13 protein-coding genes and 1 tRNA gene are annotated in these 16,695 nt (G+C 38.1%); 4 read left to right on the top strand and 10 right to left on the bottom strand.

Annotated features, from left to right (window positions below; all coding sequences use genetic code 11):
• Nucleotides 1–100: 100 nt before the first annotated feature.
• From JL102_RS20345 to JL102_RS20365, 5 genes are all read right to left on the bottom strand, one after another.
• Complete coding sequence (locus tag JL102_RS20345) at nt 101–970, bottom strand: substrate-binding periplasmic protein (RefSeq protein ID WP_202246309.1); 870 nt, start codon at nt 968–970, stop codon at nt 101–103.
• A gap of 98 nt (nt 971–1,068) precedes the next feature.
• Nucleotides 1,069–1,842: an enoyl-CoA hydratase/isomerase family protein gene (locus JL102_RS20350; protein WP_202246310.1), complete on the bottom strand. Its 774-nt coding sequence runs from the start codon at nt 1,840–1,842 to the stop codon at nt 1,069–1,071.
• A gap of 13 nt (nt 1,843–1,855) precedes the next feature.
• Nucleotides 1,856–3,925 (bottom strand): ComEC/Rec2 family competence protein, encoded by a 2,070-nt coding sequence (locus JL102_RS20355; protein WP_202246311.1) that lies wholly within the window; start codon nt 3,923–3,925, stop codon nt 1,856–1,858.
• 108 nt (nt 3,926–4,033) lie between these two features.
• Nucleotides 4,034–4,462: a GNAT family N-acetyltransferase gene (locus tag JL102_RS20360; RefSeq protein ID WP_202246312.1), complete on the bottom strand. Its 429-nt coding sequence runs from the start codon at nt 4,460–4,462 to the stop codon at nt 4,034–4,036.
• Nucleotides 4,449–5,408, bottom strand: a complete 960-nt coding sequence (locus JL102_RS20365; RefSeq protein WP_202246313.1) for a PhoH family protein — start codon at nt 5,406–5,408, stop codon at nt 4,449–4,451. Before JL102_RS20365 ends, JL102_RS20360 begins: the two co-directional genes overlap by 14 nt.
• Before the next feature lie 165 nt (nt 5,409–5,573).
• On the opposite strand from JL102_RS20365, the gene JL102_RS20370 reads away from it, so the two are divergent.
• The 3 genes from JL102_RS20370 to JL102_RS20380 all read left to right on the top strand — a co-directional run bounded on the left by JL102_RS20370 (nt 5,574) and on the right by JL102_RS20380 (nt 7,055).
• Nucleotides 5,574–6,344, top strand: coding sequence for an SAM hydrolase/SAM-dependent halogenase family protein (locus JL102_RS20370; protein ID WP_202246314.1), 771 nt, complete (start codon nt 5,574–5,576; stop codon nt 6,342–6,344).
• A 3-nt stretch (nt 6,345–6,347) separates the two neighbouring features.
• Complete coding sequence (locus JL102_RS20375; protein ID WP_202246315.1) at nt 6,348–6,641, top strand: putative quinol monooxygenase; 294 nt, start codon at nt 6,348–6,350, stop codon at nt 6,639–6,641.
• Between the two features lie 332 nt (nt 6,642–6,973).
• Nucleotides 6,974–7,055 (top strand) — tRNA-Leu (locus JL102_RS20380).
• A gap of 307 nt (nt 7,056–7,362) precedes the next feature.
• Here JL102_RS20380 and JL102_RS20385 read toward each other — a convergent pair.
• The 5 genes from JL102_RS20385 to JL102_RS20405 form a co-directional block, all read right to left on the bottom strand.
• Nucleotides 7,363–9,564, bottom strand: coding sequence for a PepSY domain-containing protein (locus JL102_RS20385; protein WP_202246316.1), 2,202 nt, complete (start codon nt 9,562–9,564; stop codon nt 7,363–7,365).
• A gap of 37 nt (nt 9,565–9,601) precedes the next feature.
• Nucleotides 9,602–10,084 carry a DUF2271 domain-containing protein gene (locus JL102_RS20390; RefSeq protein WP_202246317.1) on the bottom strand — a complete coding sequence of 161 codons (483 nt, stop codon included), beginning with the start codon at nt 10,082–10,084 and terminating at the stop codon, nt 9,602–9,604.
• 5 nt (nt 10,085–10,089) lie between these two features.
• Entirely contained in the window at nt 10,090–11,598 is a 1,509-nt protein-coding gene (locus JL102_RS20395; RefSeq protein ID WP_202246318.1) for an ankyrin repeat domain-containing protein, read from the bottom strand.
• Nucleotides 11,599–11,703: 105 nt separating this feature from the next.
• Nucleotides 11,704–13,002, bottom strand: coding sequence for a DUF4374 domain-containing protein (locus JL102_RS20400; RefSeq protein WP_202246319.1), 1,299 nt, complete (start codon nt 13,000–13,002; stop codon nt 11,704–11,706).
• A gap of 37 nt (nt 13,003–13,039) precedes the next feature.
• Nucleotides 13,040–15,442 carry a TonB-dependent receptor gene (locus JL102_RS20405; RefSeq protein ID WP_202246320.1) on the bottom strand — a complete coding sequence of 801 codons (2,403 nt, stop codon included), beginning with the start codon at nt 15,440–15,442 and terminating at the stop codon, nt 13,040–13,042.
• A 129-nt stretch (nt 15,443–15,571) separates the two neighbouring features.
• Here JL102_RS20405 and JL102_RS20410 point away from each other — a divergent pair, with 129 nt between their 5' ends.
• Nucleotides 15,572–16,561, top strand: a complete 990-nt coding sequence (locus JL102_RS20410) for a helix-turn-helix transcriptional regulator (RefSeq protein ID WP_202246321.1) — start codon at nt 15,572–15,574, stop codon at nt 16,559–16,561.
• Nucleotides 16,562–16,695: the final 134 nt, after the last annotated feature.

Raw genomic sequence — 16,695 nt, forward strand, 5'->3', positions numbered from 1 at the left:
ATATAGATTACAAAACAACCACCCTAATTAGCACAAAAAAAGAGGTAGCCGTTGTTTCAGCTACCTCTTAATTGTTTGTTTTGTTTAGGTAATGTAATTTTTATTGTACTGCCGCCAAAAGCTTTACTCCTGTATCTCCTAAATGTTTGGTGAGAATCTTTTTATAGGAAACAGTATTAGTATAGCCTCCGTTAGCCGCGAAAAATTCTTCCATTAATGGGCTCCAATCACTATTCTTTGGCATAATAAAGCCAAATCGTTCTGAAGACTTATCCCCAACAGGGTGCCTTTTTAAAGGTTTTCCTTGAGCTAGTGCATCCAAATAAAATGCTAAGTCAAGGTACGAAAAAGATTTGGGATCTGACAAAACTTTTTCTTCAGCTTCACGGCTAGATGACACATAAGCTATTTTCATAGCAGGAAAATAATTTTTCTTAATATCTAACAGCCTTTGCTCATTAAGTGTTCCTTTAGCCGCATAAGCAGTTAAACCAGCAAAGGTACTTTCTATATTACTCAAATCATTAAGGGTAGATACGCCTGGCTGAGTAATAAGAATAGCATTATTAGTAATAAATGGAGGACTAAATTTCAAAATTTTCTTTCTGGCATCAGTAATGGTGATATTACCAAGGCCAAAAACACCTGCATTACTAGCTTTCACTTTTTCAAACATACCGCTAAAACTAGAGCCATCTCCCACAAACTTAGTAGACAAGGAAACACCTTTAGTTCTATTCACATATTCAACAAAATCATTCATGATATCTATGCAGATGCCCGTTAATTGACCTGACTGATCTTTATAGACAAAGCCTGGCGTCTCTACATAGGCAAGAGAAATAGTGCCCTCTCCGGAAGACTGCACTTGCTTCCAGGTATCTCCACGGTACTGTGCATAGCCTGAGCTGCACACTAAAACAATTAAGGTTGACAAACAAATTTTACGTAGGTTCAAGAATACTTTCATAGGTTAATTAGTATTAAAGTAAGCTACTATGTTACCAAATAAACATCACTAATCCTATATTAACAAGCCGAAAACGATCCCAGAAAATTCATATAAATTCACCAATTAACCGATACCTTATTAAGAAATGAATTGATTCCCTTTCTACAATCATCAGTAGCTCTCGCCTCTGCATTTTTTCTAGCGGCATAGTCCAAACCCTCTTCCAATGACATTTCAGGCACCTTTGCAATCATCTTCTTAGTGAATTCCATTGACTGACCACTGTTATTCTTGATTAGCATTTCTGCGAAAACCTTCACTTCTTCTTTCAATTGCGTCACATTGACAATTTTATTAATTAATCCACAATTACTTGCATCAGAAGCAGTAATCAATTCACCTGTTAAAAGCAGCTCTTTACTCTTCATCTCCCCAATTTTTCTAAGTAAAAACACCTTAACTATTGCGGGAATAAAGCCAATTCTCACTTCAGTATATCCGAATTTGGCTTCAGGGACAGAAAATACAAAATCACAAACTGTAGCCAAGCCACAGCCACCAGCAATGGCATGTCCCTGCACCTGCGCTATAACCACCTTATTTAGTGTATATATCTGATAAAAGAGTTCTTTAAGGTGATTGGAATCCTCTAGGTTTTCTTCAAAGGTATTGCTCTGCAGCTGCTGAATATAAGCTAAATCTGCCCCTGCACAGAAGGCTTTCCCCTCAGCCGCAAGCACTACCACCTTCACTTGCTCATCTTCCGAAGCTCTGCTAAACGCCTCTTTTAATTCCGTGACCACTTCATAACTGAGTGCATTCCTTTTTTCAGGACGATTTAAGGTGATATACCCTATTCTATCTTCAATTTCGTATTTTACAAATTGCATATTTCTTCATTAGTTAAATATCTATAATAACGGCACCATCGTTTACCGATTTACATTCTACTTGTAATTTTTGAGCTTCCTTTTCAAGGTTTACACGCCTCCAATGATTAACAGCGCTATCAATAATGAGTTGATCATAATCAAAATTATCATTCACCCAAGTTAAAGACTTTTGAAAGCCCTTGCTTATCACCAACACGTCTGCCCTCCCAGGCTTGGCAAGTTTTAGCTGATCTGGAATGGAATCAGAAAGAATAACGAAAAGGGTCTCTTTCCATAAAATAAACTCCAGGCCATACTGTTTTCTATAACCAGAATAATTGAAACAAAGTATTTTTGAGTCCAAATGCCTACTTAGCCGGTTGCCACTCACATGAAAATCTATGGATGAATCACCCTCCTCAGGCTCATAAGCTACCAAATGGTGATCAGCAAAAAAATCAATTACGCTCTGACCTTGAATATCATAAAAGACCACCTTACTTTCTGCACTTTCGATCATATCCCAGACTCTCACCACACTAAAAAGTGAGGCCAATACTAATGAAAAATAAGCTAATCGAACTTTCTTCACTTGGAATAGCAATAAAAAAGTAACAATGGCCGCAATAATGAACACAGTCTCGACAGCGGAAAAATGGATGTCAGTAATTTGGGAAAAAGGCAATTCTTTTAGGTAAAACAGGGAGGTGTTAATCAACCAAACAATGCCCTGTACCAGCAACCCTAAATAATAAGCACCCAGCTCCCATGCCCCGATAAAAATCACACCTAAGCCTCCACACAGCACTATCAGAGCTCCAGGTATCACAATAATATTTGACAAGAAAAAATAGGTGGGAAACTGATGAAAGTAATAAATACCCAAAGGAAAAGTAGCCAACTGAGCGGCCAGTGAAACCGTGGTAATTCCCCAAGCCCAATCTGCTAATTTACTATCAAAAACATAAAGACCATAAAGCTTAGGCTGCACGTACACAATGCCCAGCACAGCCAAGTAAGACAGCTGAAACCCTACTGACATGATCAAATAAGGGTCAAATAACAATAATACAAAAGCCGATACAGACAGGGTATTATAAATATTGGTTTGCCTGCCTGTAGCCTGTGCAATTATTATAGCTGTAAACATGGTAGTAGCTCGTAATACTGACGCTGAAAAGCCTGTAAGCATAGCGTAAGCCCAAAGTAGTAGCAGAGAAATAAATGCTAGCAGCCAGGGACCATATTTTATATATTTAAGACTACCAAGAGCTACTGTAATTAAAAGGTATATTATACCTACATGCAGCCCTGACACCGCCAATACATGCATAGCACCGGAAGCAGCATAGGCTTGCTGTACTTCATCATCTACATCATCTTTTAGCCCCAATACCAGCGCCTTTACAATACCCAATTCTCGCTGACTTCTAATATTTTTTTCCAGCTGCTGAACTGCCCATAGTCTTAGCTGATAAGACCGTTTGAAAAATGCATTGGCATCATGCCCCACCAGGAAATAATCGCCTTGCCTAACAAAGCTCTGATGATAAATATTCTTATAGCTTAGAAATTGCTTATAATCAAACTCATATGGATTCTTGGGAGGTTCTATCTCATTTGGCTGTCCGTGTATGAGAAGCTCATCTCCATAGGCAAAGAGCGTATCCTTACGAAGATAAATGTACATTCTGGCCTTGGCGGAACACCACTTGCCCGAAGTCTGATATTGCATCAGCTCCGCCTCATACTGGTATGTGTTTTCTTTTTCAACGGGAGGCTTACTTATAAAAACGGTGTAATAATCTATCTCACCTGAGCCATTCAATAAATGATCATTATCAAGAGCCTGATTATGCCATAATACACATGCATAACCCAAAAAGAAAGTGGTAACAAAGCCCGCTACCGCCAGCCAATAATGAAAGTAAAAGAGCTTCTTCCTTAAAAGAACAAAAAGCACTAAATAGCCTCCACAACAGACTATAGCTATAATAATCGCAGCTTCTCTATCTAATAATGGATAGTAAATAGCCAGCAACACACCCGCTATAAAGCTGATAGCGATTCGTACAAAGGCATAAGGTATCCACTGAAGCATACCTTAATTTAATAAAAAACTAGCAGTAGTCTTTTATCAACCTCTTATGTAATACAGCTAAGAAAGGTTTAGCAATGTATTATGAAGTGAAATGTGATGACTTTCATGCTACCTGACCATTTTTTGATGTTCAATATCGCATTCCATAAACCGTTCGCCTTCCGGGTTAAAATCAAATTTGGCATAAAGTGGCATAGCAGAAACCTGTGCATTGAGATATAGTTTTTTACCTTCTGTATCTGGCAATGATGCAACATGCTCCAGCACTGCTTTCACCAAAGCACTTCCCACCCCTTTTCCTCGGCGGGACTTGATTACAGCAAATCTCTCCAGTTTTATACCATCAGCGGTTTCTCTCCATCTGGCGGCTCCGCAAGGCACCTGATCATCCCATGCTACAAAGTGATAGCTACTATCTTCATATTGATCATACTCCTCTTCTTCAGGCACATTTTGTTCATCTATGAAAACCTCCCTTCTTATATCATATACCTTCTTAAGCACTTCCTTGTCTGAGGTCTGTTCAGCTCTTATCATTCTCCTCTTTCTTTTCGTAATCATCATATGCCGAAATAATGCTCTTCACTATTTTGTGTCTAACCACATCTTTACCGGTAAGCTCCACAAAGCCTATTCCTTTCACATCTTTCAATATTCTTACCGACTCTATCAACCCAGATTTTTGCTTTTTAGGCAAATCTATCTGAGAGCTATCTCCTGTAATGATCACCTTCGAGTTAGGCCCCATTCTAGTAAGGAACATTTTGATTTGCATAGGAGTGGTATTCTGCGCTTCATCTAACAAGATAAAGGCATTATTCAAAGTTCTACCACGCATATATGCCAAAGGAGCTATTTCTATTACATTATTTTCCATGTAATACTTTAACTTCTCTGAAGGCACCATGTCAAACAAGGCATCATAAATAGGCCTCAAATATGGGTCTAATTTCTCTTTCAGGTCACCCGGCAAAAACCCAAGTGTTTCTCCCGCTTCTACAGCAGGCCTGGTAATGATGATTTTCTTTACCTCTTTGTTTTTCAGTGCCTTCACCGCCAATGCTACAGATATATATGTTTTACCCGTACCGGCAGGCCCCAAAGCAAATACCAAGTCGTTATTTCTCACCGCATATACCAGCTTCTGCTGATTTAATGTTTTGGGCTTAATAACAAAACCTCTGGTACCGTATATCAATACCTCATCCTCATCCGGCAGCTTATCTTCCGCCTCTTTAGTAAGGTAATTTTGAACATTTTCTTCTGTTACCTTTCCATACTTGTGATAGTGTGCTATAAGTGAGTTGAGGATATCATTGATCTTAAGAATTTCGGTAGTACTACCTTTAATTCTTATCTCATTGCCTCTTGAAACAATCTTGCTTTTAGGAAAAGCTGAAGCTACTTCTGATATGTTTCTATTTTGCACTCCCAGGAAATCAATAAGGGAGATGTTTTCCAGCGTAATGACTTTTTCTACCAAATGCTAATTAATTTTAAATCGGATTTTTAATGGTTAATTTTTGGTTAATTTTGCCTTATACAAAAATAGGCAATAACAATTTGCGTTCAAAACGGGTAGTTTACTATTAACAATTGTTATAAAAATAAATTTAAACCCTTCACTACTAAAATCCTTTATGCTTATATGGCCATAATCACCTTTTTGTCTGACTTCGGGGAAAGTGATCACTATGTGTCAGCCGTTAAAGCGAAAATATTATCTGCTAATTCCGGGATCAATATAGTAGACATCAGCCACAAAATTAGTACCTGTGACATTGCTCATGCAGCCTATGTTACAAAAGCAGTATTTCACGATTTCCCTAAGGGAACTATTCATATTATTGCTGTAAATTCTATTGGCCAGATAGGAGATAAATATATTGCTGCGGAGTTAGATGGTCATTATTTCATTACTACTGACAATGGCCTACTTGGACTTATTAGCGACCAGGAACCTCGAGAGCAGGTAGAGCTTACTCTTGAAGATACTACCACTACCTTCCCCGCCAAGCAAGTATTTGCACCTGCCGCGGCTAAGCTGGCAAGTGGCAGCAAACTGAAGAGCCTCGGTACTCCGCTCTCTAGGATTAAAAGAATGCTAGGCAGACACCTGAAGGCTAACAAACGCCAGATTAGTGGTAACATCATCAGGGTTGACCATTATGGTAACCTAATAACCAATATAGACAAGACCACTTTTGATATACTAAGCAAAGATAAAAAGTTTACAATCCATTTTAGCAGAGAAACTGTTAACAGAGTAAACAATAGCCTGAATCAGGTAGATGCAGGAGATGTGTTCTCAATATTTAATGATCAGGGATTGCTGGAGATAGGCATCAACCAGGGCATTGCTTCCGAGCTGTTAGGCTTGGAATATGACAGCCCTGTCATTATTAACTTTGAAGAATAAATCATGTTGATAAGAATAGTAAGAATGACATTTAAACCAGAAGCAGTAGACACTTTTCTTTCTGTATTTAATGAACATAAAGATCAGATAAGATCCTTCCCGGGATGCAGCCATCTGGAACTACAACAAGACTACCACCAACCTCATGTATTTGCTACCTATAGTTATTGGGAAGATGATAGTGCTTTAGATAAATACAGGCATTCGGATTTATTTAAAGGTGTGTGGGCAAAGACCAAAATTCATTTCAGTGACAAGCCTATAGCTTTCTCTCACAGAAGATTACAAACTCTCTGAGCAATAAATTATTCTCTATTTTCTGGACGATTACTATCTTCCCTGGGAAAGAACTTAATAAAAAGAATAATGCCAATTGTGGATGATATAATGCCAATAAGCACAAGCTCCACCGGGCTAAAATGAAAACCCATGATAACTACTGTTCCAACGACAATGATGGAAGCCAGTAAAATCGATATTATACTTAGTGCACCCTTCACTTTGGTTATTAACAGACATCACTAATATTTGTTAAGTAATTTTCACTTAAATATTGGGAAATATAAAATCTTTAAACATCTTTGCATCCCGATTCCGAAAGCCGTTCTAGAATAGCTTTTACAAAAAATGCCCAGATGGCGGAATTGGTAGACGCGTTGGTCTCAAACACCAATGTCTTCGGACGTGCCGGTTCGACTCCGGCTCTGGGTACTGAATCAGACCTGTTAGTATTTCGCTGACAGGTCTTTTCATTTTCAGAAGCATAACCATCAGATAAATAAGGAATTACACAAAAAAGAGAATTCACTCTTATGGTTCGATAATGGTCATTTTCAAAGTCAAACGCCACTCCCCCCGGAAACACCATGTTTTGCAAACTTCTTTTAACCTCTAGAGAACCGGTTTAGGCGTTTTTGAGCGCAGTGGTAATGCGTCCGTTTTAGTTTTTACTATCTTTCAACTTTATTAAAAACAGCACAAATCAAATAACATCATTAAACATAACACCTTCGAATTACTAATAGCAGTCGATTCTTATTTGATTTTTGTTTTGATAATAACTTAAAGGCTTATTGTTTTCGCCCATACTAATTTGCTCCAATCGATTAGTCACTTCTCTTTGCATAGCTATAGAACCACAGATCATGATCACCCCTTTATTTTTTAGCACCCGAGCTATGAGCTCGGTATCCTGCTCTATGAGATCCTGCACATATACCCGATCTCCCTCCCTAGAATAAGCAGGCAAAAACCTGGTCAACGAATTATTATCAAGGCATTTTTGAATATTCTCAGCATATAGCTGATAAGATTGGGGTGTTCTTGCTCCCCAATACAGGTGAGTTTCTACCTTATTCTTATTCTGAGCCAGCATACCTAAAAAAGGCGCTATACCAGTTCCTGTGCCTATCATTATAACCGGCTTTCTTTTAGAAGGAAAATGGAAATTTTTGTTCTTCACCAAGCTACCTTGCAAAGTATCTCCTGATGAAAGTTGATTAAGATAATTAGAGCAAACCCCTAAATCATGCCTTTTTACACTGAGCAAAATCTGGCCTTCTTCCATAATGGCCATAGAATATAATCGCTCATGCTCATCGGGTGGATAAATGCCTATAAGATCTCCTGATTTTACTTTGCCAGAATTCCTTTCCAACTCAATAAGAAAAGTATCATCAATGCTGTCTTCAGCATTGGTTTTGCTCAATACCATGAATGATCTTACCTTTTTCGGCTTCAGCTCTACCGGATTTTTAGCGGGCAGCTCTATGGCTAATGAGATTTTATTTCCTAACAACCTGGCCCACTGCCTGTATGCCTCCCAAGACCGGTTATTAATTGTATGGATAGCCATCAGCTCACTAGCGTATTCATTTTGACTCAGCATATCATTTACATCAATAGCATATTGACAGTAATCTTCATAAGCAAGCGATCCAAAGCCCACCACAGCATAGCTAAATTCTTGCTCAGGTGGTTGTTCTTCAAATTTCTGCATAAACTTAGTAGCATTAGCCGGGGCCTCGCCCTTGCCATAAGTAGAAGTGATTATGACTAGTTTTTCCATGCTTGGAAAGCGCTCATAACGGTTCATCTCTGTGATGTAGCTAGACTCACCATTTTCTAAAAGCTGCTGATGGAGCTGCATAGCAAAAGGAATGGTAGAACCTGTTTCTGATCCTATGAGGATAATATATTTACAATCGTCTTTCTTAAGATTGTTCTTTATTTTGGCAGCCTTACGCTTAAAAGTAAGCGCAAAACCTGAGTATATAAAAAAGAGTATACTGCAAGAAGATAGCCCTAGCACTATCGCCCACCACACATTACCACGACCTGTGTGCAACAACAGACTCAGCTCCGAAAGCACAGTAACCATAGGGTAAACGTGCTCTCCTAATACCTCTCCTGTAAACTGATTTACCAGCACTTCCTTATCTTTTAGCTGCAGCGTATAATAATCTTCTACGTCTGGTGAAAACGGGAACTGAAGACTTCTCACTTCTGATAGGGATGTATTTTTGAATATTGGAAACTCATTGGCTTTTAATGCGGGCTCTTCACTTAAATTTTCATAATCAATATCATAGGTAGGTCTGGCCACTTCTGGCAATAGAGAGAATTTCTCCATAGATAAATAAGTACCTGTAATAGTGATAATGGTAATGGGAATTAGCGCCAGCCTGCCCAAATAAGTATGATAGTATTGAAAGAAGTTCTCTTTTATAATTCTGGAAAAGAGTTTTTTGATGCCTTGCTGCCTTTTGAGCACCAAAATAAAACCGGTAATGGCTATTAAAAACAACAAAAAAGAGGTCAGCCCTATAATAAACCGGCCTGTACTTTTTAGAAACAGAGACCTGTGAAGCGAAGTGGTGAACTCAAAAAAAGGAGATTTCTCCAAAAGATCGCCTATTTTTTCGCCTGTAAAAGGATCAATATAAAAATCGCCCATTTCACCTTCATTATCTATTACAGAAGCTGAAACAAAGCCATTGTGATCTACTTTAAGCTCCAGCACCTCAAGGTAGTCGGCTTTTAAAGTAGTTACTGTTTCGCCCAAGCTTAAGTCGTCAGAATGCGCTATTTTGTAGCCACTAGCTTGCTCTGAGATAGGCTCAAATGATAGAATAATGCCCGTTATGGAGGCTAAAGCGATAAAAACAAAAGAAGATATAGCCAAAATAAGATGGCTATATCTCCATACAGAAATTATCATATTGATCTGCGAAAGGAATTAATATTGAGTTTTAAGATTAACCTGGAATCATCCTGATGTATCGGATATATCCCTTGCCTTCAAATTTGCCTTTTACATTTTCAGAAGTTAAAAGTATTTCGGCATCTTGCTCATAATATTTTTGTTCTTCTACTGATGTTTCGAAACGTATTTTATAACCAGTATCCAGCTTATCGTTATCAATATTCAGTACAAATATTCTTCTTTCTCCTCCGGCTATGCTTGCTCCGCTTGTACCATCTATTTCTTTATTATTTTCAAAAAAAGGCCACCATGAGGTAAGATCAGGGTACCAACGCTCATCTTTACCCATTACATGCAGCGTTTCTTCATACTCGCCTTCAGGGTTAATTAAAGACACCGCTATATAAGCGGCTTCACCTTCATAATTTACCAGCTGAACCATGCACTTATAAGAGTCTTTAATGGCTACTGATGACCAACTAACCAATGCTAATGTGAACAATAGCATAACCAATATCTTTACTGTATTTCTCATTCTGTTTATTTTAAAAATTCAATATCTGCCTTATTCTCAGCTAAAATCTCATTTTCTGAAGCTAAATCATGAACAGTCTCCTCAAAGTCCGTTACTACACTTTTATCTGCGCCATTTTCCACGAGATACTTTAAAATACTAGTATCAGTAGCTTTCATGGCTGCTATTTGTAAAGGTGTAGTGCCTTCATCATTAGCCTTATTAATATCCACGCCCATAGCTTCTACTTTTTGGATTAATGAAAGATTGTTCTTTTCTACAGCCAAGTGATATAAAGTGTTACCATTAGCCTGCTCCGCTTTAGGGTTAAACCCTTTCTTTTTAAGGATTTCATACTTCTCAGCAATAGGATCTCCTTTTTGCATAAATCCGCCTCTGGTTCTAAAAGAGCTGATTAAGTAATAGCCTACATTGTTACCCGCAACATCTTTCACTTTTACTTTAGCACCCTTATCTATTAAATATTTTACAACCTCCGGTGAATTACCTGCTACAGCTTTAGTTAGAGCAGTTTCACCAGCCTTATTAGCTGAATTAATGTCTTTTGATTTCTCCACTAACAACTTCACTATAGCTAAATCATTACCTGCAGCAGCATTCATTAGCGGAGTATTTCCTTGAGCATCTTTAGCATTTACATCTACTCCTTTGCTTATGAAATAGTTTATCACTTCGGGATCTTTAGATCTTGCCGCCGTTAGATGCAATGGCGTAACTCCCTCTTTAGTAGCAACATTTGGCTGAACGCCTTTTTCTTCCAGGTATTTAAAAACAGATAGGTCATTAGTTCCTCTTCTGGCACCCTGGCTAGCGGCAATCATTGCATTCGCTCCTTCGTTATTTTTGCCTTTATAATCTACTTCCTTTTCTATAAGCAGATCCATCATTTTTGTATTTCCTGTTTTAGCTGTGTAAAAGAAAACACCACTTCCATCTTTATCTTTAGTATGCAGATCTAACCCTTTAGAAGTGAAATAATCTACCATGTTGAAATCTGAAAGGTGAGGCACCAGCAGCAGTAAAGCCGTAGCACCATTATGGTTAGTTTCTGTAACCTTAGAGCCATTTGCCAGCAGCTGATCATAGATCTCAGGATTAGTTTGCCCGGTGGTGGCAGCAAAAGCCAACACGGTATAACCATGATCATCCTGCATATCAGTTTTCACTCCTTTGTCTATCAGGTATTTTACTACTTCAAGGTTTCCACCCATAGCCGCCCAGTGCAGGTAATTTCTACCATCATGAGTAGCTTCGTTAATATTGTCAGTTTTGGTTAATAAAAACTTAATAGTTTCTGTAGGCACCTTGTTAAGTATAGCGAACATGATACCGTTAAACTTAGCTCCATTAAACTCAGCTGGGTCGTTACCTCCAGCTATTTTCTGCTTCACCTCTTCTACAGAAGGCTTTGAAGCCCAATAGCTACGATCAAGAAAAACGTTCTTATCCTGAGCACCAGCTATAAAAGGCAGCATTAGAATGGCTATGAAAAATGTATAAAAATTGATTTTCATGGTTATGTTTTTTCTTTCTAAAACAATAGCAGATAAGGTTTACACCTACTAAAGAGACATTTAACGTCTATTTTAGTGAAGATGTAAACCTCACTTAATACATAATTATTTCCTTAAGATACCTACTGAACTTACTCCAGTAGCTTGTACTGTAATACCAGCTGTAGCTTTAGCCGTAGCCGGATCAATTACATAAACTACAGGATACTCTGAATCAACTGTTACAGGGAAGTACATTTTACCATCATGCGCCATAGGTAAACCAGTAGCATCTATCTGATCATAAGCAGGGAAATCACCACCTATCCAGTTAAAGGTTTGGTCTTCCATTTTTACAATTCCATATTGAGAAGCAGCTCCTCTGGAAGTAGGCTCCACATCATTATAGATCTCTAAAAAGAAGTAATCTTCAGTAATGTGCCATACTCTTCTGAATTTATATCCATCAGTAAGTGCTTCTATATTGAAGAAATAATTATCATCAAAATCATTGGCCCCATTGTTAATTCTTAATGCTCCTGCAGGGTGTGTAGTAGTTTCTTCATATGCACCAGAGAATACATATACATTATTGTCATCATCTTTTGCTATTTGAGAATAATATTGAGATCTGAATCTCCCTGAAGAATAACTCAATCTATCATCATGAAATTTTTGAACAATATTAAGGTCTTTATCAAAAGCGGCAACCCAGCATTCGTTAGGGTAAACCACTTCTCCTGTGCTACTACCACCCGTAGCATCAGGATCTCTGGGTGAAGATACGACTGCTCCTGAAAGGAAAGTGCCGTCACCACGATCTACAATACCTGAAAAAGTAGCTTGTTGTCCTTCATGAAAGACATCAAAAGTAGGAATGCTCTTAGTTTCCATACTCATAGTATTTACATCTATGAAGTTAAACACTGAACCATCTTGTCTCGGATTTCCTTCACCGTCTACTAGAGTGTTTCCTTCATCATCAACTAAAGTCTGACCACCTACTGAAGTGATGGCATAGTTTTCAAAAAAGCCATACGAAGTAAAGCGAGAAGATATCTGAAACTGCCCAATGTTAGATAATTCACGTTTGTCATTATAGTTATAACCAAGGCCAATCCCTGGGTCACCTTTTGCATAAACAAGACCTATAGCTACAGAAGGATCATCATTAAAAATCCAGCTATAACCTGTCATAGCCAGCTCGGTGCCGTTACCTACTATAGAAACCTCGCCAGACTCTAGGTCATCTGCGGTGACAATATATTCTGAATCTTCACTTGAAGCTGAAATGAAAAAAGTATAATCCTGATCACTGTCTACGGGATCAACAGAATCTGAATCATCATCACTACATCCAAATGATGAGATTAATAGAGCCCCCATTAATCCATATGAAAATAGCTTTTTATAAAAGTTAGTCATTATGATTGATAGTTTATTAATTAATTGATTTCGTTATTTATGATCTACTCTTAGAGAAGAAGTACCTGAGCTTTACAGAGAAGCTTCTGCCCGGCTTTTGCAGGCTATAATTATCATACAGAATAGTATCAGTAAAATTGTTAGCTTCTAAGGTGATATTATACTTGCCGCGCTTCATAGAGTAGTTTACACTCATGTCATGCGAAAGCTGTTCTGGAATTTCTATTTTTTTACTACCTAAACTGGGCCAATCTCTGTAGAAGGCATGAACATAATTTAGGAAGTAGGTTACGGTAAGCTTATCTCCTTTACCAAAAAGGTTATTTTTCATATAGCTCATTTCACCGTTTCCGAATAGGTACGGCACGTTTCTCATGCGATCATTATAGTGCAGAGATGGGCGACCGTTCTGATCATTCCCAACCTTATCTCTCATGTTCTGGTAAGTAAAAGTACCGCCTATAGCAAATGATCTCTTATAGAAATATCTTACTTCCAGGTCTACGCCTACATTCTGCACCTTACCATGATTTACATATGATGCCAAACCATTACTCTGACTTACATCTCTTCTGATATAATCTTCTGTATCTCTATAAATAAAGCCTGCATCTATGTATAGTGACTGCTTTTGAGCCACTCCCCAAGAAGGTGCATAAGTGACATTAAAATTAACATTTCGGCTGTTTTCTGCTTCCAGATCAGTGGTACCGGTTTCCAATACTTCATCTCCAAAAAGCTCGGTAGAAGTAGGCAGACGAACAGATCTTTCAAAAGACATTTTTAGTAACAAATCATTTTTCAAACGGTAATTAGTAACTAGGCCAAAACCATTTACAGAATACCTTCTGTTCTGCTGCTGATAGTAAGGTGTGTTGCCTACGGTTGTAGTATCCATGGGACCGGTAGTTACTACATGATAATTTTTCCCGAAGAGCGAGGCATTCCATTTGTCAGTAAGTTGATAATCGTAGGAAATACCCAGCACATTTTTAGTGTTAGACCTTTTCATAAAATCAGCATCAGAACTATTTTGGTCATTAGCTACCGGATCAGAATTTTTCCTTTCGAAAGTACTCCACAGGTTGTTAACTACTATCTGTTGCTTCTCTCCTATTTTATATTTTAGATTGGCTGTAAACATGCCTGTATTGTTTCTGAACTCACCCATAGAATAGTCACCCTCTCCTCTTGATCCTTTAGGCCTGTAATCTCCAGCCCAGTTATACTGGCGAGCCATAGTATCTATATTGGTCTGTTTTACTCGGCTATAATTGGCTGATACGGCAAGGGATAAATTCTTTATAAATAGATCGCTCTTGTAATATTCCAGAGAAGGAATTACTGAATGCGACTCTGTAGCCCTACCTCCGTAGGCTATCTGCATGATATTGGCATTTTGTATGTCCGATTCTTCCTGAGCCAAGGTGGCTCCTATTAAAAACCTATCGGCCCAGGGCTTCTTCACAAAACCAACCTTAGCAATTACCGTCTCATTATGATAGGTATCATGAAACCTTTCAAACCACTGCTCCTCATTAGAATACCTACTAGAATATGAGCCATCAGCATTTTCGGTAAACTCCAGCAGCTGGGTTTTTACATCATAATTATTATCTGAGTAGTTCTGAAAAGCATTTACATTAAAAGTAAAGCCAGATTTAGAGGTGGAACCAAAGTTTATATTAGTCTTATGGGTATTGAAAGAACCATAAGAATAAGAAGCATCCAAATAGGTATTAGCAGATTTCTTAGTAATAATATTAATAGCTCCCCCCAGCGCATCAGCTCCAAGTTCAATAGGCACTACACCTTTATACACTTCTATTCTCTCTGCCAGGTTTACGGGTATGTTATTGATTTGAAAAGCCGAACCGTAAGACTGCATAGGCAAACCATCCATAAATATTTTTACATGCCTACCGGTAAAGCCGTTAAGCATTACAGACGTTCTGGAACCTTGCCCTCCTGATCTTCTGATTCTCACCCCAGAAGATCTTTCTAAGGCCTGCGAAAGGTCTTTAGAGCTGTTTTCCAGCTTTTTGGTATCTATGGCCACCACATTATACGGAGATTCCTTCACCTCCTGAATAATAGACTTGCCGGTGATTTCCACCTCATCTAAAACCTGGTCTTTCTCCGTAAGGGTAAAGTCATAAATTAAAGTAGTTCCTGCCTCCACATCTACTTGAGCAACCTCTCTTTCAAAACCTAAAACAGTACATACCAAGAGGTACTTGCCTGCCGGCACTTTCAGCTCATAATTACCTTTAGCATCGCTTATAGCATTAAAATTAGTCTTGTCTATAAATAGGTAAGCATCAGGAATTATCTCTCCTTCTGAAGATTTAACCACTCCACTAATAGTAGCTTTCTCCTGGGCGAAAGAAGGAAAAATGCTTAAAACGGCAAGAAGAGTACTGAGTAAAACTGTTTTCACAAGGATAAAAATTTATTATATTAGTAGTGTTTTTATTTAGACTAATTTCAAATAACATTGCAAATGTATTATCTTGATCGATCAGAATAGATTCGGAATCAGAAATAAAACTTTCGAAAAAAGTATATAATGCGAATAACATCTTACCTTAAGAATGAGCAGTTGAACCTTTTTGATGTGGATCTGGATTCGCTAAAAACGAAAGGTAAATTATACACTAAGAATCTTCACTTTAAAGAAAAGGGACTGACTATCGATAGTCAGCTAGCCTACAGTGACCAGCTTTGCCTTATAAACACCAGCTTTTATAATCATCAAGAGATAGAAGATGTGTTCACTATAGAAGGCGAGTATATAAGAATTGGGTGTATTACCCGAGGGAGCAATCCTTTAATTACAGATTTGTCGGCCATAGACACGGTAGAATCATACCCTGGTTTTCTTAATTTAGTATATGGTAAGAATTCACGTTTGAGCATTACCATGCCCAAGAGTAATCAAACGCATTATATCACCATGGTCATTTCTATTAAATATCTGGAAGAGCGATTTGCTCATGAAAAGTGGCCTAAAAAAAGCCGTTTTTTCAAAGCCATTACCAGCCGGCATAAACCTGAAGGCGAAGTCAATTTCAAGGTGATATTCCCTCTGCATCAAATTCTTTTAGACATGGTAAGCAAGGCATGGAAAATAGAAGAACGGCTGGATTTTCTAGAGTTAAAAATCAGAGAATTTCTACTTACACTCTATTGCTATGAGCAGGAAAACCAACTGGCCTACAGTGAACTAAATCCGGAAGTACTTGATAAAATAAAAAAAGCACATTATTACCTTGAAACCAACTTCAGAAAAACGCCTACTATTAAAGAAATCTCCAGACATGTGCTCTTAAACGAATTACAACTCAAGCAAAACTTCAAAAATGTGTATGGCACTACCATCAGAAGCTTTATCATCGATTTAAAGATGAAAGAAGCACTTCACCTTCTTAAGGAACACAAAACCAATGAAATAGCTTCTATGCTGGGGTATAAAAGCTTATCTCACTTTATTACTTCCTTTAAAAAACATTACGGATCCTCCCCTAAGCAAATTTCAAAGCGCCAGTTAAATGTGTAAAGTGCTACTAGTAATTAAGTACTCATTGAAAACCTCGCTCAACTTGGAGTGCTAAACCGGACGTAAGCTCGCTACGATCAAAGGCGACAATAATTCTATTAAAAATATCTCAATACTCCCTACAGCAACAAAGC

Source organism: Fulvivirga sediminis, assembly GCF_016757215.1.
Taxonomy (GTDB): domain Bacteria; phylum Bacteroidota; class Bacteroidia; order Cytophagales; family Cyclobacteriaceae; genus Fulvivirga; species Fulvivirga sediminis.

Bases quoted from the DNA above. Each gene is read 5' to 3' on its own strand.
- JL102_RS20410 (WP_202246321.1), top strand. From the start codon at position 15,572: ATGCGAATAACATCTTACCTTAAGAATGAGCAGTTGAACCTTTTTGAT.
- JL102_RS20375 (WP_202246315.1), top strand. From the start codon at position 6,348: ATGTTGATAAGAATAGTAAGAATGACATTTAAACCAGAAGCAGTAGAC.
- JL102_RS20355 (WP_202246311.1), bottom strand. From the start codon at position 3,925: ATGCTTCAGTGGATACCTTATGCCTTTGTACGAATCGCTATCAGCTTT.
- JL102_RS20370 (WP_202246314.1), top strand. From the start codon at position 5,574: ATGGCCATAATCACCTTTTTGTCTGACTTCGGGGAAAGTGATCACTAT.
- JL102_RS20345 (WP_202246309.1), bottom strand. From the start codon at position 970: ATGAAAGTATTCTTGAACCTACGTAAAATTTGTTTGTCAACCTTAATT.
- JL102_RS20385 (WP_202246316.1), bottom strand. From the start codon at position 9,564: ATGATAATTTCTGTATGGAGATATAGCCATCTTATTTTGGCTATATCT.
- JL102_RS20395 (WP_202246318.1), bottom strand. From the start codon at position 11,598: ATGAAAATCAATTTTTATACATTTTTCATAGCCATTCTAATGCTGCCT.
- JL102_RS20360 (WP_202246312.1), bottom strand. From the start codon at position 4,462: ATGATAAGAGCTGAACAGACCTCAGACAAGGAAGTGCTTAAGAAGGTA.
- JL102_RS20350 (WP_202246310.1), bottom strand. From the start codon at position 1,842: ATGCAATTTGTAAAATACGAAATTGAAGATAGAATAGGGTATATCACC.
- JL102_RS20390 (WP_202246317.1), bottom strand. From the start codon at position 10,084: ATGAGAAATACAGTAAAGATATTGGTTATGCTATTGTTCACATTAGCA.
- JL102_RS20400 (WP_202246319.1), bottom strand. From the start codon at position 13,002: ATGACTAACTTTTATAAAAAGCTATTTTCATATGGATTAATGGGGGCT.